This window comes from Ectopseudomonas toyotomiensis (assembly GCF_017167985.1).
Classification (GTDB): domain Bacteria; phylum Pseudomonadota; class Gammaproteobacteria; order Pseudomonadales; family Pseudomonadaceae; genus Aquipseudomonas; species Aquipseudomonas toyotomiensis.
The window spans coordinates 3,031,153-3,050,524 of record NZ_CP070505.1; the positions used below are offsets into that span (position 1 = coordinate 3,031,153).

The window sequence follows — 19,372 nt, forward strand, 5'->3', positions numbered from 1 at the left end:
CTCCGGCCACGCAATACCAAGCGGCTCTAGTAATAGTCTTTCGAACTCTAGCAGTATCTGCCTGTGCTGGCAGCCCGTCCGCGTGGACGGTCTACCTTGCCAGGGTACGGATCTATGACCGAACGGTCGAGATGCGGGTTCCTTTTCTCAGCGGCTCAGTTCTGAGCATTGCCCATAAGCTGACCCATGCGCACCGCGCTGCCAGCGTCCAGCTCTTCGGCCCATTGCACCTGATTCGGGCCGAACAGGACGATGGCAGTGGAGCCCAGTTTGAAGCGGCCCATTTCCGCGCCCTTGGCCAGCTCGATCGGCCCGCGTGCCTCAGCGTCATAGCGGGTGCTCTTCAGTTCGCGCTTGGGTGGCGTGACCAGGCCGGCCCATACGGTTTCCACGCTGGCAACGATCATCGCGCCCACCAGTACCACGGCCATCGGCCCGCGCTCGGTGTCGAACAGGCAAACCACGCGCTCGTTGCGGGCGAATAGTTCCGGCACGTTTTCCGCGGTGGTCTGGTTGACCGAGAACAGGCGGCCCGGCACGTAGATCATCTCTTTCAGCGTGCCGCCCAGCGGCATATGGACGCGGTGGTAATCCTTCGGCGAGAGGTACACGGTGGCGAACTGGCCGCCCATGAACGGTGCTGCACGTTCGGCGTCGCCGCCAAGGAGTTCGACCGCGCTGAAACTGTGACCCTTGGCCTGGAAGATGCGGCCGTGCTCGATGGCGCCGAGTTGACTGATTGCTCCGTCGGCCGGGCTGAGAATGGCCCCGGGAGTATCATCCAGCAGGCGCGCGCCGTCTTTCAGAGCGCGGGTGAAGAACGCGTTGAAATGTTCGTAAGCACGCAGGTCCTCGACTTGCGCTTCGCTCATGTTGACCTGGTACTGCTTGGCGAACCACAAGATCAGCGGATTCTTCAGCCAGCCGATACGGCATTCGGCAACGCAGCCGATCAGGCGCGACAGCAGGTGATGAGGCAGCAGGTACTGGCTGAGGATAAAAAGACGTTGTTTCATCGTGTTTCCTTGAAGGTTCTGAACCGGCATTGGCGTGGCCAGGCCGGGTGCAACTGAATGGTCGACGGACTCAGCGTTCGATGGGCGTGTCGGGCAGGTTGCCCCACTCGGACCAGGAGCCGGCATAGGCCTTCACGCGCGGGTAGCCGAGCGCCTTGGCGACCACGTAGCTGAAACCGGAGCGGCGATGGGTCTGGCAGTGAGTGATCACTTCCTTGTCGGGTGTGATGCCCAGGCCTTGCAGGATTTCTGCGATATCCGTGCGAATGCGCATACCGCGTTGCGGGTCCATGCCGGCGGTCCACTCGAAATGGGTGGCGCCGGGGATATGCCCGCCACGCGCTGAACTCAGTTTTTCGCCGCGGTATTCGTCCGCGCCGCGCACGTCCCAGATGGCCAGGTCGGTGGCGTCCAGGCGCGATTGCAGGTACTCGCGGGTGGCGGTGGGGGCATCGCTCAGCGTCAGCGATACGTCGGTGCGGGTTACTGCGGGCACCTCCTGGCTCAGCTTGAGGCCATCGCCGATCCAGGCCTGCAGACCGCCATTGAGGAAGTGGTAACGCTGATGGCCGATCACGTCGAGCAGCCAGATGAAGCGACCGGCCCAAGGGCCGCCCTCATCGTCGTAGACCACATAAACGGCATCCGCGTGATGACCGATATCGGCGAACAGCGCTTCGAGCTGCGCTCGCTCGGGCAGCAGACCGGGGGCGGGCGGCAGGCCCAGTTGCGTACGCTTGGCATCCACCCAGCGCGCGCCTGGGATGTGGCCGGTGGTGTAGCGCGCTGCGCTGCTCAGATCGAGCAGGATCAGGTCGGCTGCATCCAGGCGTTCGGCCAGTTGGGCTGGCTCGATCACCAGTGGCAAGTTGTCGAAGGCGGACATGACGGCCTCCTTGAATGAAAAGAGGTCGATTGTAGCGGAAACAGAGCGCTTCAGCGCCCGCGCCTGGAAAAGCTGCCCAGCGCGCGCTCGATGCACTGCACGGTCTTGGTATAGGCCTGCAGGCTGACGTCATTGAGCGGTTGGCCGCCCTGGTCGGCCACGACCAGCATCACTACCCGACCGTTGTTGGCCACAGAGCGCAGCAGCAGATGCTCGCTGGGGAACAGGGCCTTGAGGTTGCCTGGCAGCAGTGCCGAAAACTGCGCCACGTTGCTGGGCGTCAGGCGCAGTTGTCCTGGCGCGCTGAGCAGGCGTTTCAACACCTGACTTTGCGCCGGGTCGAGGCTGAGAGTGGCCGCGCTGGCATTGAGCCCCGCCTGTTGCTGGGTTTGCAGGCGGGTGTGCTGGCGATCGGCAAGAAGCAGCAGCACGCGCTTCAGGCCGCAGGCCTGCAAGGCGTCGCGGGCGCAGGCAGTCAGCTGCGGCACATTGGCAAAGGTGCTGGGCTCGGCGAGCAGGCGTGCACAGTGCTGGCGCCAGGTGGCCAGGTCATCGCGCTTGGGTGGCGCTGCGGCGCTGACGGCTGGCTTCAGGCGATGGGCGTCCCATGGCCAGATCAGTGCCTGGGCCGGGTGCCAGAGTGCGTGATCGTGAATCAGGCGTGCGCTGTTCACGGCGTGCTGGTGCAATTCCTGTTGCAGCTCATTCAGAGGGATCTGCAGGTAAAGTCCGGTAAGGCGCTGCCAGCGCAGGCTGTGCGCGGTATCCCAGGCGTGGTGGGCGGATACTGCCAAGCCGTTGGCCAGCAGCACGCAGTTGCTCGGATGGGTGAGCCAGTGGCGCAGGGGGATGTCGGCGTCGAGCATTTGCTGTTGATGCAGCGGATGCTCGTTGTCGCGAGCGATGTGCAGTGCCCGGACCAGTTGGCGACGATCACGCTCAAGCAGGCGGTAGCCGCGCACGATCCATTCTGGCAGTCGCCAGCGCTCGGCCAGTTTGACGCACAGCTGGATCAAGGTGACGCCGAGCAGCTCTTTCTCGACTGCAGCGGGTCGCTCACCCTTGAGCAGTACACGTTGCTCCCAGGCCTCGAACAGCTGCGGATGGGCGCACAGCAATGGCCAGATGGGTGAAAGAAACAGCAGGCTGCAGCCGTGCAGTTCATTCCACAGGCGTGCCAGGCGTGCACCGAACAGGCCACGAGCCTGTTGGCTGGCATGCTGACTGATCAGCAAAATCTGCTTGAATGCTAGAGGGATGTCGCTTTCTGGCAGGGCAGGCGCCTGGCTGAGAAGGGCTTCGCAGCGGCTCAGGCCGAGGCGCGACAGCGCGGTTTCGACGCTCTCGGCTGGATCGCTGAGGCTGTTGCTCGATTGGTTTGCCTCGCGCAGTACCTGCAGGGCGAAAGAGGGGCTGGACTCTATCGCCTCGGCAATTTCGCGCCAGGTTCGGCGACTGTCTGCCAGGATGCGACGCAGGCGCACATGCTGCTGCTGCTCGATAGGCAGTGGCAACTTGCCCAGATGTTGGACCCAGGCGTCCAGAGTGCGTGGCAGAGACTTTGACGTCGGCATATTGGCTCGAGTCGAACTGGCTTTTGACCATAACTGGCTATAGTCTGGCGTATAAGCTCCGATAATTAGAAGGGTTGTTTTTAATAACCCGTCCACTAGGCTCTACAAGCGTTTATTCCATGGTAAAAATCTTAGGCATCATTGTCGTCTTTGGCTGTGTGCTCGGCGGGTTCATACTCTCGGGCGGGAAGTTCATGGCATTGGTCCACCCCTTCGAGGTTCTGATTATTGGCGGCGCGGCGCTGGGTGCATTCCTCCAGGCCAACCCCGGCAGCATGTTCATGCAGGTTTTCAAGAAATCGCTGAGCATGTTTGGCAGTCGCTTTACCCACGCTTATTACCTCGAAGTGCTCAAACTGCTGTACGAGATCCTCAACAAGAGTCGCCGCGAGGGCATGATGGCCATCGAGGCGGACGTCGAAGATCCCAATGCCAGTCCGATCTTCAGCAAGTATCCCGGTGTGCTCAAGGACGCGCGGATGACTGCGTTCATCTGCGATTACCTGCGCATCATGTCTTCCGGCAACATGGCGCCGCACGAACTCGAAGGCCTGTTCGACATGGAACTGGCCAGCCTCAAGGAGGAAGTGGAGCACCCGGCGCACGCCGTGGCCAAGGTCGCCGACGGCATGCCGGCCATGGGTATCGTCGCGGCCGTGCTGGGCATCGTGATCACCATGTCAATCCTGGCAGAGGCGGACAACGCGCAGATCGGTGAGAAGGTGGGTACTGCTCTGGTCGGTACCTTCCTCGGTATTCTCGCTTCCTACGGTTTCTTCGGCCCACTGTCGAACGCGCTGGAACATGACGCCAAGGAAGAGCTGAACCTTTACGAAGCGATCAAGGCGACTCTGGTCGCTTCTGCCTCGGGCATGCCGCCCACCCTGGCCGTAGAGTTCGGGCGCAAGGTGCTTTATCCGGCACATCGTCCGAGCTTCAGCGAGCTCGAACAGGCCATGCGCGGCAGCTAAGCCATGGAAAATAACCAACCCATCATCGTCAAGCGGGTCAAGAAGACCGCTGGCGGACACCATGGCGGTGCCTGGAAGATCGCTTTTGCCGACTTCGCAACCGCCATGATGGCGTTCTTCCTGGTCATGTGGCTGATGACATCGGCTACTCCGGAACAGAAGAAAGCCATTTCCGGCTATTTCCAGGACCCGATCGGTTTCACCGAGAGTGCCAGTCCATACGCCATCGACCTGGGCGGCACGCCTACGCCAGCGCCCGAGCGCACCCTCAATCCGGACATCTCCGAGACGCCGGAGAGTCAACCGGACGAGTCCGGCGTCAGTACCGATCAGATCGAAACCCTGGCGGAAAAGATGGAGCAGGAACGCCTGGAACTGCTGTTGCAGGAGCTGCAGAACAAGGTCGAAGAGAATCCCGAGCTGCAGCGTTTCAAGGACCAGATACTGTTCGAAATCACCCAGGATGGCCTGCGCATTCAGATCATGGACGCCGAGAACCGACCGATGTTCGCCCTCGGCAGTGCCAACCTCCAGCCCTATTTCGAAGACATCCTGCTGGCCATGGCCGACACCATTCGCGCGGTGCCGAACAAGATCAGCATCAGCGGTCACACCGATGCCAAGCCGTTCGTAGGGCGCGGCGATTTCGGCAACTGGGAGTTGTCATCCAACCGTGCCAACGCCGCGAGGCGCACATTGGTGGCGGGCGGGTACCCGGACGAGCAGGTGGCGCGAGTGGTCGGCTATGCCTCGTCGGCGCTGTTCGACCGCGAGGACCCATTCAATCCGGTCAATCGGCGCATCGATATCGTTGTGCTGACCAAGAAGGCGCAGCGCGCCATCGAGGGCGAACAAGGCGTCGAGGACGGCACTGCGCCCGCGCCAGGCGAGGCTCCGGCGGACGCGGCGAGTGAGCCGCTAGCGCCAGAGCAACTGCAGCAGCGCCTGAATATCTTCGAAGAAGGCGCCTTGCAGTTCGATCAACTGAATAATCAGTAATCGTCTTCCGGCAGGCTGGCGATGATGTGCCGGTAGCTGGCCATGCGCTGCGGCTGCACGCGGCCGTCTTCCAGGGCCTGCAAAAGCGCACACCCGGGTTCGCGATCATGCTTGCAGTCGCGGAAGCGGCAGCGCCCGAGCAGGTCGTGGAATTCGATGAAGCCCGCTTCCACGTCATCACGGCTGACATGGCCGAGGCCGAATTCGCGAATGCCCGGGGAGTCGATCAGTTGACCACCACCGGGAAAGTGGAAAAGCCGTGCGGTGGTGGTGGTGTGCGTGCCCTTACCTGTCAACTCCGACAGCGCGCCGACACGCGTATCGACGCCGGGCAGCAGGCTGTTGACCAAGGATGATTTGCCCACGCCAGACTGGCCGACGAATACGCTGACGTTTCCGTTCAGGCGATGTTTCAGCTGCTCCATGCCATCGCCCTGATGGGCCGAAACTTCCAGCAGCGGGTATTCGAGCTCACGATAGACCTTGAGCAGCGCGTCCAGCGCTACCTGGTTCTGCTCATCGATCAGATCGGCCTTGTTCAGCAGCAGTAGCGGGCGAATGCCCGCGTGCTCGGCGGCAACCAGATAACGGTCGATCAGGTTGGCGTGCGGCTCGGGCAGCGGCGCGAAGACGATGACGATCTGGTCGACGTTGGCCGCCACCGGCTTGAGTTGGCCGCGCATGTCGGGGCGGCATAGTTCGCTGTTTCTCGGCAGTTGCGCGACGATGACGCCGTCACCCTGGTTGCCGGGGCGCCAGACCACCTGATCACCAGTGACCAGTGCCGGCAGGTTGGCGCGCAGGTGGCAGCGAAACACCTGGCCGGCCATCTCGCCCTGTAAACCTTCGATTTCCACCTGTACGCCGAAATGGGCGATTACCAGTCCGGTCTGTTCCGGGCCGAGGTCACCGCCTTCCAGTGCTTCCATTGCCCGTGATTCACGCTTGGCGGCGCGGGCGGCGCGCTCGCCTTGAATCTTTTCGATCCGCCAGTTCTGGCGGCGGTTGAGTTGGCGTTTGGCCATGGAGCATCCGGGTAGTGGAGTGTTGATCGCGGCGAGTTTAGCATGAGCGCTCGGCGGCCATTCGGCTGTCAGGAACAGAGGTCGGGAATGACGGCAGGCGAGGAACGAGCGGTGCTGCGGCTACCGCTATTGCGCGCTCTTTTGGCGCAGGGTCTGGCCCTGGCGCTGGTGGTGGTGCTGGTCTATCTGCTGGCGTTGCTGCCCTGGCGCATGTCGCTTTTTTCGGTGGCGCTGCTGCAAGGTGTTGTGGCCGCCGGGATCGGCTGGCGCCTGGGTCTGTCACGCTGGTGGTTGTGGATCAATCTGGCGTTTCTGCCCGCGCTGCTGGTAATGCAGCGCGCCGATTTACCGGCCTGGTTGTTCCTGCTGGGCTTCGTTCTGCTGCTACTGGTCAACTGGAACAGTCTGCGTGAACAGGTGCCGCTCTACCTGAGTGGGCGCAAGGCGCAGCAGCGTCTGCAGCAGTGCTTGAGCGAGCGTGAGCCGCCGCTGCGCTTCGTCGACCTGGGGTGTGGTACTGCTGGTACGTTGCTGCAGCTGGCCAGACGGTTTCCGCGCGGGCAGTTCGTTGGTGTCGAGACGGCGCCGCTGCTCTTCGCTTTCGCCTGGCTACGCTGCCTGCTGCAGGAGAACTGCAGCATTCGTTATCGGAGTCTGTGGCAGGTCGAGCTCGGCGACTTCGATGTCGTCTACTGCTTTCTCTCGCCCGTGCCGATGCCGCGTCTGTGGGCCAAGGCGCACGTCGAGATGCACGCCAATAGCTGGCTGATCAGCAACACCTTCGAGATTCCGGGCGTGCCGGCTGATCGCGAGTTCGAGATCAACGAAGGGCGGCAAACGTCCCTGTTTCTCTGGCGCATGAAGGGTCACGAGATCCGCTAGACTTGGCGCCTGAGCCAAGGAGCCTAACCATGCAAAACCCCAACAACCTGATCTGGATCGACCTGGAAATGACCGGGCTGGAGCCGGAGCGCGATGTGATCATCGAGATGGCCACCATCGTCACCGACAGCGAGCTGAACGTGTTGGCCGAGGGCCCGGTGATCGCCGTCCACCAGAGTGACGAAGCTCTGGCCGGCATGGACGAATGGAACACACGCACCCATGGCCAGAGCGGCCTGACCCAGCGCGTACGTGAAAGCAAGATCGACACGGCGGCGGCTGAAGCACAGACCATCGCCTTCCTCGAGCAGTGGGTGCCCAAGGGCAAGTCGCCCATCTGCGGCAACAGCATCGGCCAGGATCGCCGCTTTCTCTACAAGTACATGCCGGCCCTGGAAGCCTACTTCCACTACCGCTACCTGGACGTGTCGACGCTGAAGATCCTCGCTGGCATGTGGGCGCCAGCGGTCAAGGACAGCTTTCAGAAAACCGCCACCCACCAGGCGCTGGATGATATCCGTGAGTCGATTGCCGAGCTCAAGCACTATCGTCAGCATTTCCTGAAGGTGTAGGCCCTGCCTACTATCCCCCAGACCGAGTAGAACCATCGTTCCGTAGGGTGCGCCGTGCGCACCGCGTGGCCGGCCAGTGCTGGCTCCCGGTGCGCGCGGCGCACCCTACGTGCTTCCGCACTGCTGGTGTCGCCCAAGCGCCCACTCGACATGCTCGCGCACGAGCTCCGACGGGTGTTCGCGGCGCGCCTGCAGAGCCTGTAGTACCGGGATGGTGGATGGCGCGTTGCCCAGGCCGACTGCCAGGTTACGCAGCCAGCGCTCGTAGCCGGCGCGGCGTAGCGGCGAGCCTTCGGTGCGGCTGAGAAACTCCTCTTCCGTCCACATGAACAGCTCGGCCAGGCCGCTGTTGTCCAGGCCGTGGCGCGGTTGAAAGTCGCCCTGGTCGGTGGGGCGAGCGAAGCGATTCCAGGGGCAGACGATCTGGCAGTCGTCGCAGCCGAACACGCGGTTGCCGATGGGCGCACGCAGCTCTTCGGGGATCGAGCCTTTCAGCTCGATGGTCAGGTAGGAAATGCAGCGCCGGGCATCCAGCACGTAGGGCCCGGCGAAGGCTGCAGTGGGGCAGATATCCATGCACGCGCTGCAGCGTCCGCAATGCTCGCTGGCGTGTGGGGCATCCACCGGCAGTGGCAGGTTGACGAACAGTTCGCCGAGGAAGAAATAGCTGCCGGCCTTGCGGTTGAGCACCAGGGTGTTCTTGCCGATCCAGCCGAGACCGGCTTTTTCGGCGATAGCCTTTTCCAGCACCGGGGCGCTGTCGACGAAGGCGCGGTAGCCGAACGGACCGATCTGCTGCTGGATGCGTTCGGCCAGTTGTTGCAGGCGCTTGCGGATCAGTTTGTGGTAGTCGCGGCCCAGGGCGTAGCGCGACACATAGGCCTGTTGCGGTTCTTTCAGGCGCTGGGCCATCTGCGTGTCGCCGGGCAGATAGTCCATGCGCAGCGACACCACGCGCAGGGTGCCAGGTACCAGTTCGTCCGGGTGTGAGCGCATGCTGCCGTGGGCGGCCATGTACTCCATCTCGCCCTGATAGCCAGCTGCCAGCCAGCGTTGCAGGTGCGCCTCGTGTTCGCCCAGCTCGACATCGGTGATGCCGACCTGCTGAAAGCCCAGCTCACGTCCCCAGTCCTTGATGGACAGGGCCAGAGCATTGAGGTCGAGGGTTTGATCGGACATGGGCGGGCGCAGGCGATGGACGTAGGTATAATTCTGCCAGACATCCGTGGTGAGCGAGCCATGCATCTATTACCAGCCTCTTTGCCGTTGAGCCTGCACAGTGCCGAACAGGTGCGTGCGCTGGATGCGCAGTTGATCGCCGCCGGCACGCCCGGTTTCGAGTTGATGCAACGCGCCGCCCATGCGGCCTGGCGCGCGTTGCGCAGACGCTGGCCGGATGCCGGCGAAATCACCGTACTGGCCGGGCGTGGCAACAATGCCGGTGACGGCTACCTGATTGCGGCTCTGGCTCAGCGTGCCGGTTGGCGCGTGCGCGTGCTGGCAGTGGGTGATCCCGCTGCTCTGAGTGGCGATGCTGAGCAGGCCTGCGCCGAGGCGCGAAGGGCGGGTGTGGATCTGCTGCCCTGGAGCGAATGCGCGCCACTGGCTGGCATCGTGGTCGATGCGTTGCTCGGCACGGGTCTGGCTGGCGCGGTGCGTGAGCCTTATGCGCAGGCGATTCGCATGCTCAACCAGAGTGGCTTGCCGGTGCTGGCGGTGGATATTCCTTCTGGTTTGCACGCCGATAGCGGCGCGTGCCTTGGCGTGGCCGTGCGCGCCGATCTGACCGTGACCTTCATCGCCCTCAAGCTCGGCCTGCTCACGGGCATTGGCCCGGAGCTGTGCGGCGAGCTGCAGTTCGACGATCTGCAAGGCGATGCCCAGCTATTGGTCCAGGCGCCCAGCGTGGCGCAGCGTCTCGACCCGGCCAATCTGCCGCGCCTTGCGGCGCGGTCGCCGGTGGCGCACAAGGGCCAGTTCGGTCACCTGCTGGTGATCGGAGGCGATCTGGGCATGGGCGGCGCCGCGCTGCTCTGTGCCGACAGTGCCCTGCGTGCCGGCGCTGGCCTGGTGTCACTGGCGACACGAGGTGAGCATGTCACGGCCGCTTTGGTGCGGCGGCCTGAAATCATGTGTGCGGCGGTGGCTTCGGCCAATCAGCTGTTGGCACTCACCGAGCGAGCCGATGTCTGCGTGGTAGGGCCTGGCCTGGGCCAGGGGGCCTGGTCGCGCAGTGTGCTGTCTGGCGTCTGTGGTCTCGATATGCCTCAGGTCTGGGATGCCGATGCGCTCAATCTGCTGGCTGCCGGGCAGGTCGCCGCGCCTGATCAGGGCGTGCTCACGCCGCATCCGGGCGAAGCGGCGCGTTTGCTGGGCATCGATACCGCGAGCGTGCAGGCTGATCGGCCGGCTGCCGTGCGGGCCCTGGCGCACCGTTTTGGCCTGGTGGTAGTGCTCAAGGGCGCAGGCAGCCTGGTCGCAGCACCGGACGGGCGTCTGGCGCTGTGTGATCGTGGTCATCCGGCGATGGCGGGAGCCGGCTTGGGTGATGTTCTGGCTGGATTGATCGGTGCGCTGCTGGTGCAGGGCATGGCAGCGTATGATGCGGCCTGCCTGGCGGTATGGCTGCATGCACGTGCCGGTGAGGTGCTGGCTGCGCAGGGGCGCGGGCTGGCTGCCGGTGATCTGCCCTGCACCATTCGTCACTTATTGGAGGAGTTGTGTCCTTGTGTGAAGTGAAACTCGAAGCGGCCGACGAAGCAGCAATGCTGACTCTGGGGGCGCGGATCGCCAAGATCAGTGGGGGGCAGGGCATCATCTATCTGCATGGTGATCTGGGCGCCGGCAAAACCACCCTTTCACGCGGAATTCTGCGCGGCCTGGGCCACGCTGGCGCGGTCAAGAGCCCGACCTTTACCCTGGTCGAGCCCTACGAAATTGGCGACGTGCGCGCCTTCCATTTCGATCTTTATCGTCTGGTCGACCCTGAGGAGTTGGAGTTTCTCGGCATCCGCGATTACTTCGAGGGGGATGCCTTGTGCCTGATCGAATGGCCGCAGCGTGGCGCGGGCGTTTTGCCAAAGCCCGACCTGGACATTACCATTAGCCCCCAAGCGAGCGGCCGTTCGCTGTTGCTGCAGGGGCGTGGGGCTCGAGGGGAGGCCTGGTGCAAGGCTCTGAGCAGCAAGGAATGAATAAGAAGCGATGGGGTTGGTTATGCGCATAGGCGCGCTGGTTACAGCTGTGGGGGTGTTGTTGGCGGCCCTGGCTGCCGAGGCCCTGGCTGCCTCCGATATACGGAGCGTGCGTTTGTGGCGTGCCCCGGACAATACCCGTCTGGTCTTCGATCTGTCTGGCCCGGTACAGCACAGCGTGTTCACCCTTGCCGCACCTGATCGCATCGTTATCGACGTCAGTGGCGCCAAGTTGGCTACCAGTCTCGAGCAACTTTCGCTGGCCAACACCCCGATCACCGGTGTGCGCTCGGCCCAGCGCAGCGCTGATGACCTGCGCGTGGTCATCGATTTGTCGGCGCCGGTATCGCCAAAGAGCTTTACCCTGGCGCCTAACCAGCAATATGGCCATCGCCTGGTGGTCGATCTGTTCGATCAGGGCAGTGCGCCCCCCGCCACGCAGACGCCCAGCATTGCCGCCAGCGCACCTCCTGTGCCGGTCACGCCGACCCAGCCACCACCGAAGTTGACGCCTGTGCCCAATGGCAAGCGCGATATCGTCGTCGCCATTGATGCCGGCCATGGTGGTGAGGACCCGGGGGCGCTGTCGCCGGTCAAGGGGCAGTATGAAAAGCACGTGACCCTGGCCATCTCCAAAGAGTTGCAGCGGCAGATCAATGCCGAAAAGGGTTTCCGTGCCGAACTGGTGCGCACCGGTGACTATTTCATCCCGCTGCGTAAACGCACCGAGATCGCGCGCAAGAAAGGCGCGGACCTGTTCGTGTCCATTCATGCCGACGCGGCGCCGCGGGCTTCGGCGTTCGGCGCTTCGGTCTATGCCCTGTCCGAACGGGGTGCTACGTCCGAGACGGCGCGCTGGCTGGCCGACGCCGAGAACCAGTCCGACCTGATCGGTGGCGCCGGCAATGTCAGTCTCGACGACAAGGACAAGATGCTCGCCGGCGTGTTGCTGGATCTGTCGATGACCGCTTCGTTGTCCTCCAGTCTCAATGTCGGGCAGAAGGTGCTGTCGAACATGGGCGGCATCACCCCGCTGCACAAACGGCGCGTCGAGCAGGCAGGCTTCATGGTGCTGAAATCGCCGGATATTCCCTCGATTCTGGTTGAGACCGGTTTCATCTCCAACCCCAACGAGGCCAAGAAACTGCATAGCGCCAGCCATCAGCAGGCGCTGGCGCGTTCGATCACTACCGGGGTCAAGCAGTTCTTCCATGAGAACCCGCCGCCTGGCACCTACGTTGCCTGGCTGCGTGACGAAGGCAAGATCGCCGCTGGTCCGCGTGAGCATGTGGTGGCACGCGGCGAGAGCCTGGCGCTGATCGCCCAGCGCTACCAGATCAGCCTGGCGTCCCTGCGTAATGCCAACAAGCTCAATGGTGACGTGATCAAGGTCGGCCAGACATTGCAGATACCCGCCACAGCGCTGGCAGCCCAGTAGTGAGTGTCATGTCCCGTATTCATTTGCTCAGCCCGCGCCTGGCCAACCAGATCGCTGCGGGCGAGGTGGTTGAGCGCCCGGCTTCGGTCGCCAAGGAACTGCTGGAAAACAGCCTGGACTCCGGGGCGCGGCGTATCGATGTCGACGTCGAGCAGGGCGGTGTCAAACTGCTCAAGGTGCGCGACGACGGTGGTGGTATCGCCCCAGACGACCTGCCGCTGGCGTTGGCGCGCCATGCCACCAGCAAGATTCGTGAGCTGGAAGACCTCGAAGCCGTGCTCAGCATGGGCTTTCGTGGCGAGGCGCTGGCGTCGATCAGCTCGGTGTCGCGCCTGACCCTGACCTCGCGTACCGCCGACGCCGACCAGGCCTGGCAGGTGGAAACCGAAGGCCGTGATATGGAGCCGCGCGTGCAGCCTGCTGCGCACCCGGTGGGTACCTCGGTGGAAGTGCGTGACCTGTTTTTCAATACCCCGGCGCGGCGCAAGTTCCTGCGTGCCGAGAAGACCGAGTTCGATCATCTGCAGGAGGTGATCAAGCGCCTGGCGCTGGCGCGGTTCGATGTGGCTTTCCATCTGCGTCACAACGGCAAGACCGTGTTTGCCCTGCACGAGGCTGGCGACGAAATCAGCCGTGCGCGCCGCGTTGCTTCTGTCTGCGGCCCGGCTTTTCTGGAGCAGGCGCTGCCCATCGAGATCGAGCGCGGTGGCCTGCGCTTGTGGGGGTGGGTCGGCTTGCCGACCTTCTCCCGCAGCCAGGCGGATCTGCAGTATTTCTACGTCAACGGCCGCATGGTGCGTGACAAGCTGGTGGCCCATGCGGTGCGCCAGGCCTATCGCGACGTGCTGTTCAATGGCAGGCACCCGACCTTCGTGCTGTTTCTGGAAATCGATCCGTCGACGGTGGACGTCAACGTTCACCCGACCAAGCATGAAGTGCGTTTCCGTGACAGCCGCATGGTTCACGACTTCCTCTACGGCACCCTGCATCGCGCCCTGGCCGATGTACGCCCGGAAGATCAGGTGGCGGCTCCGGCAGCCATTTCATCCATGGCGCGTCCGACCGGCATGGCTGCCGGAGAATTTGGCCCGCAGGGCGAAATGGGTCTGGCAGCCAGCATTCTTGAAACGCCGGCTCCCAGCGTGCAGCCAGCCTGGCGCGGCAGTGGTGCCGGGTATCAGCAGCCGGCAGGTAATCCCGGCGTATCCGCTGGCGAAGCCCAGGCTGCATATCGCGAGTATTTTTCGCCACTGCCGACTGCCCAGGTTCAGCCCATGCCCCAGGAGCAGGGCGACATTCCACCACTCGGTTATGCCGTGGCGCAGCTCAAAGGCGTTTACATCCTCGCCGAAAACGCTCAGGGCCTGGTGGTGGTGGACATGCACGCCGCGCACGAACGCATCACTTACGAGCGTCTTAAGCACGCCATGGCCAGTGAAGGCTTGCGCGGCCAGCCGCTGCTGGTGCCTGAGTCCATCGCCCTCAGCCAGCGCGAAGCCGATTGCGCCGAGGAACATGCCGAGTGGTTCCAGCGTCTGGGCTTCGAGCTGCAGCGCCTGGGTGAGGAAACCGTGGCGATTCGCCAGATTCCGGCGTTGCTCAAACAGGCTGAGGCCACCCAGCTGGTGCGTGACGTGCTGGCCGATCTGCTCGAGTACGGCACCAGCGACCGTATCCAGGCGCATCTCAACGAGCTGCTGGCGACCATGGCCTGTCATGGCGCGGTGCGCGCCAACCGGCGCCTGACCATTCCCGAGATGAACGCCCTGCTGCGTGATATGGAGCAGACCGAGCGCAGCGGCCAGTGCAACCACGGGCGTCCGACCTGGACGCAGTTGAGCATGGATCAGCTCGACAAGTTGTTCATGCGTGGTCAGTAATTGAATGAAGCCCTGAGTCAGGGGCGCCCGTCTTCGTGTTTCGAGCCATATCGATGTCTTCGCTTCCTCCTGCAATCTTCCTGATGGGCCCGACTGCCGCCGGCAAGACCGATCTGGCCCTGGAGCTGGCGCGCGTATTGCCGTGTGACCTGATCAGCGTCGATTCGGCGCTGGTCTATCGCGGCATGGATATCGGCACGGCCAAGCCCGAGCGCGCCATTCTTGATGAATTTCCCCACGCGCTGATCGACATCCGCGATCCGGTCGAGAGTTATTCGGCGGCGGAATTTCGCGCCGATGCCCTGGCTGCCATGGCCGAGAGCGCCGCGCGTGGGCGTATTCCGCTGCTGGTAGGCGGCACCATGCTCTATTACAAGGCGCTGTTGGAGGGCTTGGCCGATATGCCCAGCGCTGACCCGGCCATCCGCGCCGAGCTGGAAGCAAGGGCCGCAGCCGAAGGTTGGGAGGCGCTGCATCGGGAGCTGGCTGAGGTCGATCCAGAGTCCGCCGCGCGCATCCATCCCAACGATCCGCAGCGTCTGACCCGGGCACTTGAGGTCTATCGCGTGAGCGGCCTGAGCATGACCGAGCATCGCCTGCGCCAGGCTGCAGGAAATCCCGATGCGGGCACATCAGGCACCGGGCAATTACCCTATACTGTTGCTCAGCTTGCTATCGCACCAGCGCAGCGTCAGGTTTTGCATGACCGCATCGCTCAACGATTTCGGGTGATGTTGGAACAGGGTTTCGTGGAAGAGGTCGAAGCCCTGCGTAGGCGAAGTGACTTGCACGCGGGATTACCGTCTATACGGGCGGTGGGTTATCGCCAGGTATGGGAATACCTCGATGGCGAGCTGCCCCGGGACGATATGGTCGAGCGGGGCATCATCGCCACTCGGCAATTGGCCAAGCGTCAGTTCACCTGGCTACGCGGTTGGGAGAACTTGCATTGGCTCGATAGCCTGGCCTGCGACAATCTGTCTCGCGCCTTGAAATACCTGGAAAGCGTCTCCATATTGAAATGAGACCTTGCCGCTGGTCGTCTATCCTTGGGGGTGGGGCGGCCTGAAGCCATTGTTTACCTACTAAAATTATTGAAATTGATCCTCGAAAGGAGTGCGGCACATGTCAAAAGGGCATTCGCTACAAGACCCTTACCTGAATACCCTGCGTAAGGAACGCGTCCCTGTTTCCATCTATCTGGTCAACGGCATCAAGCTGCAGGGCCAGATCGAATCCTTCGACCAGTTCGTCATCCTGCTGAAGAACACTGTCAGCCAGATGGTCTACAAACACGCCATTTCCACCGTCGTACCTAGCCGTCCGGTACGCCTGCCAAGCGCTGGCGACTCCGAGCAGGCCGATGGCGAGCCGGGTAACGCCTGATAGGGGGCTGCATTGTTCTTCGAGCGTCATGAGGGCGGTGAGCGGGCCATCCTGGTTCATCTGGAAGGCCAAGACTCCGAGGCGAGCGAAGATCCCCAGGAGTTCCAGGAATTGGCCATGTCGGCAGGCGCCGACATGGTCGCTTTCTTTAGCGTGCCCAGCAGTCGTCTGACTGCCAAGTTCCTTATCGGCAGCGGCAAGGTCGAGGAGCTGCGCGACCAGGTCAAGGCCATCGAGGCCGATCTGGTCATCTTCAATCACACCCTGACCCCGAGCCAGGAGCGCAACCTCGAGCGCGCCTTCGAGTGTCGTGTGCTCGATCGTACCGGGTTGATCCTCGATATCTTCGCCCAGCGTGCGCGCACCCACGAAGGCAAGCTGCAGGTCGAGTTGGCCCAGCTCGATCACATGAGTACGCGCCTGGTGCGTGGCTGGACCCACCTTGAGCGGCAGAAGGGTGGTATCGGCCTGCGTGGTCCGGGGGAAACCCAGCTGGAAACCGACCGCCGCTTGCTGCGTGTGCGTATTCGCCAGATCAAGCAGAAGCTCGAGAAGGTGCGCAGTCAGCGCGAGCAGGCGCGCCGTGGGCGCAGGCGCGCGGATATCCCTTCGGTTTCCCTGGTGGGTTACACCAACGCCGGCAAGTCCACACTGTTCAATGCGCTCACCACCTCCGAGGTCTATGCGGCCGACCAGCTGTTCGCCACGCTCGACCCGACCTTGCGGCGTCTGCAACTCGATGACCTGGGTCCGATCGTGCTGGCCGACACCGTGGGTTTCATTCGCCACCTGCCGCACAAGCTGGTCGAGGCCTTCCGCGCTACGTTGGAAGAGTCGAGCAACTCCGATCTGCTGTTGCACGTGATCGATGCCCATGAGCCCGAGCGTATGGCGCAGATCGAGCAGGTGCAGAACGTGCTCAAGGAGATCGGCGCACATGAGTTGCCGATGCTCGAGGTATACAACAAGCTGGATTTGTTGGATGGTGTCGAGCCGCAGATCCAGCGCGATGCTGATGGCAAGCCGCTGCGTGTCTGGCTGTCGGCCCGCGAGGGGCGTGGTCTTGAGCTGTTGCGTCAAGCAGTGGCGGAGCTGTTGGGCGAAGATTTGTTCGTCGCTACGCTGCAGCTGCCGCAACGTCTGGGGCGACTGCGTGCGCAGTTCTTCGCACTGGGGGCGGTGCAGAGCGAAGAACATGACGAGTTGGGGCGCAGCCTGCTAGCGGTACGTTTGCCGCGAGTCGAGCTCAATCGCCTGGTGAGTCGCGAAGGTTTGGAGCCTCAAACCTTCATCGAGCAACATACTTTGCAATAAAGCCTGGGACGGTGGCTTTGCTGTCACCATAGGGCTTTGGGTAGCATTGGCCGGCGCGCCGTGGGCGCGCCTTCGCTTTATCAGTACGGAGAACGCTATGGCTTGGAATGAGCCGGGTGGCAACTCGAACAATCAAGACCCTTGGGGCGGCCGCAAAGGCGGTGGCCGGCAGGGGCCGCCGGATCTCGACGAAGCGTTCCGCAAGCTGCAAGAAAGCCTCAACGGGCTGTTTGGCGGTGGCAAGAAACGTGGTGACGACGAATCTGGTCGCAGTGGCGGCGGTGGCTTCGGTCTGCTGTTCGTCGGCCTCGGCCTGTTGGCGGTGGTATGGCTGTACAGCGCGATTTACGTGGTGGATGAACAGGAGCAGGCCGTTGTGCTGCGCTTCGGTAAGTACCACGAGACCGTTGGTCCGGGCCTGAACATCTATTTCCCGCCAATCGATCGCAAGTTCCAGGAAAACGTCACGCGTGAGCGCGCCTACAGCAAGCAGGGTGCGATGCTGACCGAGGACGAGAACATCATCGAAGTGCCGCTGACCGTGCAATACCGGGTGAGCAACCTGCAGGACTTCGTGCTCAACGTCGACCAGCCGGAAGTCAGCTTGCAGCACGCCACCGACAGTGCCGTGCGCCACGTGGTGGGCTCCACCGAGATGGATCAGGTGCTGACCGAAGGTCGTGAACTGATGGCCAGCGAGGTGCGTGAGCGCCTGCAGCGTTTCCTCGACAACTACCGCACCGGTATCACCATCACTCAGGTGAACATCCAGAGCGCTGCGGCGCCGCGTGAGGTTCAGGAAGCCTTCGACGACGTGATCCGTGCCCGTGAAGACGAGCAGCGCGAGAAGAACCAGGCTGAGTCCTACGCCAACGGCGTGATTCCGGAAGCGCGTGGTCAGGCCCAGCGTCTGCTGGAGGAGGCCAACGGTTATCGTGATGAAGTCATCGCTCGCGCCCAGGGTGAGGCTGATCGCTTCACCAAGCTGGTCGCCGAGTACCGCAAGGCACCCGAGATCACTCGTGAGCGTCTGTACATCGACACCATGCAGGAAGTCATGAGCAACACCAGCAAGGTTCTGGTCACCGGTGACAAGGGGCAGAACAACCTGCTCTATCTGCCGCTGGACAAGATGATCGACAGCCGTGGTGGTGCTTCTTCCTCCAGCTCTGCCAACAGCAGCAATTCGACAGCGCGTGATCCGGCCGTGCCGCTGAGCAGCGATATGTCCCAGCGTAACCTGCGTACCCGGGAGGGCCGTTGATGAACAACAAGTCCCTGATCGGCCTGATCGTGGCCGTGGTTGTGGCCCTGGTGGCGTGGAACAGCTTCTATATCGTGGCGCAGACCGAACGTGCGGTGCTGTTGCAGTTCGGGCGAGTGGTTCAGCCTGATGTGCAGCCCGGCCTGCATGTGAAGATTCCCTACGTCAACCAGGTGCGTATCTTCGACGGTCGTCTGCTGACGCTGGACTCGACGTCCTCGCGCTTCCTGACCCTGGAGAAGAAGGCGCTGATGGTCGATGCCTATGCCAAGTGGCGGGTGAAGGATGCCGAGCGCTTCTATCAGTCCACCTCGGGCATGAAGCAGGTCGCTGATGAGCGCCTGGCGCGTCGTCTGGAAGCATCGCTGCGTGACCAGTTCGGTAAGCGCACCCTGCACGAATCGGTATCCGGTGAGCGTGATGCGCTGATGGCTGACGTGACCGCGACCCTCAACCGCGCCGCCGAGCGTGAGCTGGGTATCGAAGTGGTCGATGTTCGGGTCAAGGCCATCGACCTGCCGCGGGAAGTGAACCGCAGCGTGTTCGAGCGGATGAGCACCGAGCGTGAGCGTGAGGCCCGCGAGCATCGCGCCAAGGGTCGTGAGCTGGCCGAAGGTATTCGCGCCGATGCTGATCGTCAGCGCCGCGTACTGCTGGCTGAAGCCTATCGTGAAGCTGAAGAGCTGCGCGGTGACGGTGATGCCCAGGCTGCCTCCATCTACGCCAACGCTTTCGGTCAGGATCAGGAGTTCTACTCCTTCTACCGTAGTCTGCAGGCTTACCGCGAAAGCTTCGCTGACAAGCGTGATGTGCTGGTGCTGGACCCGGGCAGCGATTTCTTCCGCTACCTGGAAAAGTCCAGGCCTTGATTGGCAACCCTGGCGGCGCGATGCGTCGCTAGGGTGACCGCAAGGTAAAACGTGGTATCATGCGGCAGCCGGGAAAATCCCGGCTTTTTTGCGTCTGTGGGA

18 protein-coding genes are annotated in these 19,372 nt (G+C 62.8%); 13 read left to right on the forward strand and 5 right to left on the reverse strand.

What is annotated here, in order from left to right:
• Positions 1-155 precede the first annotated feature (155 nt).
• From asd to JWV26_RS13940, 3 genes are all read right to left on the reverse strand, one after another.
• Positions 156-1,016, reverse strand: coding sequence for an archaetidylserine decarboxylase (gene asd, locus JWV26_RS13930; protein ID WP_206417104.1), 861 nt, complete (start codon positions 1,014-1,016; stop codon positions 156-158).
• A 70-nt stretch (positions 1,017-1,086) separates the two neighbouring features.
• Entirely contained in the window at positions 1,087-1,902 is an 816-nt protein-coding gene (locus tag JWV26_RS13935; RefSeq protein ID WP_074913798.1) for a rhodanese-like domain-containing protein, read from the reverse strand.
• 50 nt (positions 1,903-1,952) lie between these two features.
• Entirely contained in the window at positions 1,953-3,476 is a 1,524-nt protein-coding gene (locus tag JWV26_RS13940; protein WP_206417105.1) for an HDOD domain-containing protein, read from the reverse strand.
• Between the two features lie 119 nt (positions 3,477-3,595).
• Here JWV26_RS13940 and motA point away from each other — a divergent pair, with 119 nt between their 5' ends.
• Together motA and motB are read left to right on the forward strand one after the other, a co-directional pair.
• Positions 3,596-4,447 (forward strand): flagellar motor stator protein MotA, encoded by an 852-nt coding sequence (motA, locus tag JWV26_RS13945; protein ID WP_021487864.1) that lies wholly within the window; start codon positions 3,596-3,598, stop codon positions 4,445-4,447.
• A 3-nt stretch (positions 4,448-4,450) separates the two neighbouring features.
• Positions 4,451-5,446, forward strand: a complete 996-nt coding sequence (gene motB / locus JWV26_RS13950) for a flagellar motor protein MotB (RefSeq protein ID WP_206417106.1) — start codon at positions 4,451-4,453, stop codon at positions 5,444-5,446.
• Here motB and rsgA read toward each other — a convergent pair.
• Positions 5,440-6,471: a small ribosomal subunit biogenesis GTPase RsgA gene (gene rsgA, locus JWV26_RS13955; RefSeq protein ID WP_021487865.1), complete on the reverse strand. Its 1,032-nt coding sequence runs from the start codon at positions 6,469-6,471 to the stop codon at positions 5,440-5,442. The genes motB and rsgA overlap by 7 nt on opposite strands.
• An 87-nt stretch (positions 6,472-6,558) precedes the next feature.
• On the opposite strand from rsgA, the gene JWV26_RS13960 reads away from it, so the two are divergent.
• Positions 6,559-7,353, forward strand: coding sequence for a class I SAM-dependent methyltransferase (locus tag JWV26_RS13960; RefSeq protein ID WP_206417107.1), 795 nt, complete (start codon positions 6,559-6,561; stop codon positions 7,351-7,353).
• Positions 7,354-7,382: 29 nt separating this feature from the next.
• On the forward strand, positions 7,383-7,925 hold the full coding sequence (gene orn / locus JWV26_RS13965) for an oligoribonuclease (protein ID WP_093048396.1): 543 nt from the start codon (positions 7,383-7,385) through the stop codon (positions 7,923-7,925).
• 105 nt (positions 7,926-8,030) lie between these two features.
• Here orn and queG read toward each other — a convergent pair whose 3' ends face one another.
• Entirely contained in the window at positions 8,031-9,104 is a 1,074-nt protein-coding gene (gene queG, locus JWV26_RS13970) for a tRNA epoxyqueuosine(34) reductase QueG (protein WP_206417108.1), read from the reverse strand.
• 60 nt (positions 9,105-9,164) lie between these two features.
• Between queG and JWV26_RS13975 the strand changes: the two genes are divergently transcribed.
• The 9 genes from JWV26_RS13975 to hflC all read left to right on the forward strand — a co-directional run bounded on the left by JWV26_RS13975 (position 9,165) and on the right by hflC (position 19,270).
• Entirely contained in the window at positions 9,165-10,664 is a 1,500-nt protein-coding gene (locus JWV26_RS13975) for an NAD(P)H-hydrate dehydratase (RefSeq protein WP_206417109.1), read from the forward strand.
• Positions 10,652-11,119, forward strand: a complete 468-nt coding sequence (tsaE, locus tag JWV26_RS13980) for a tRNA (adenosine(37)-N6)-threonylcarbamoyltransferase complex ATPase subunit type 1 TsaE (protein ID WP_074913937.1) — start codon at positions 10,652-10,654, stop codon at positions 11,117-11,119. Before JWV26_RS13975 ends, tsaE begins: the two co-directional genes overlap by 13 nt.
• A gap of 10 nt (positions 11,120-11,129) precedes the next feature.
• A complete protein-coding gene (locus tag JWV26_RS13985) occupies positions 11,130-12,557 on the forward strand; it encodes an N-acetylmuramoyl-L-alanine amidase (RefSeq protein ID WP_206417110.1) in 1,428 nt (475 codons plus the stop codon).
• Between the two features lie 8 nt (positions 12,558-12,565).
• On the forward strand, positions 12,566-14,437 hold the full coding sequence (mutL, locus tag JWV26_RS13990; RefSeq protein ID WP_420890270.1) for a DNA mismatch repair endonuclease MutL: 1,872 nt from the start codon (positions 12,566-12,568) through the stop codon (positions 14,435-14,437).
• 53 nt (positions 14,438-14,490) lie between these two features.
• Positions 14,491-15,462, forward strand: a complete 972-nt coding sequence (gene miaA, locus JWV26_RS13995) for a tRNA (adenosine(37)-N6)-dimethylallyltransferase MiaA (protein WP_206417112.1) — start codon at positions 14,491-14,493, stop codon at positions 15,460-15,462.
• A gap of 100 nt (positions 15,463-15,562) precedes the next feature.
• Positions 15,563-15,823, forward strand: a complete 261-nt coding sequence (gene hfq, locus JWV26_RS14000) for an RNA chaperone Hfq (RefSeq protein WP_013713855.1) — start codon at positions 15,563-15,565, stop codon at positions 15,821-15,823.
• Between the two features lie 12 nt (positions 15,824-15,835).
• A complete protein-coding gene (gene hflX / locus JWV26_RS14005; protein WP_074913807.1) occupies positions 15,836-17,137 on the forward strand; it encodes a ribosome rescue GTPase HflX in 1,302 nt (433 codons plus the stop codon).
• 97 nt (positions 17,138-17,234) lie between these two features.
• Positions 17,235-18,401 carry an FtsH protease activity modulator HflK gene (gene hflK, locus JWV26_RS14010; protein WP_206417113.1) on the forward strand — a complete coding sequence of 389 codons (1,167 nt, stop codon included), beginning with the start codon at positions 17,235-17,237 and terminating at the stop codon, positions 18,399-18,401.
• The gene (gene hflC, locus JWV26_RS14015) at positions 18,401-19,270 is read left to right on the forward strand and encodes a protease modulator HflC (RefSeq protein ID WP_017678667.1); all 870 of its coding nucleotides are present in this window, start codon (positions 18,401-18,403) and stop codon (positions 19,268-19,270) included. The genes hflK and hflC overlap by 1 nt, the downstream gene beginning before the upstream one ends.
• Positions 19,271-19,372 lie beyond the last annotated feature (102 nt).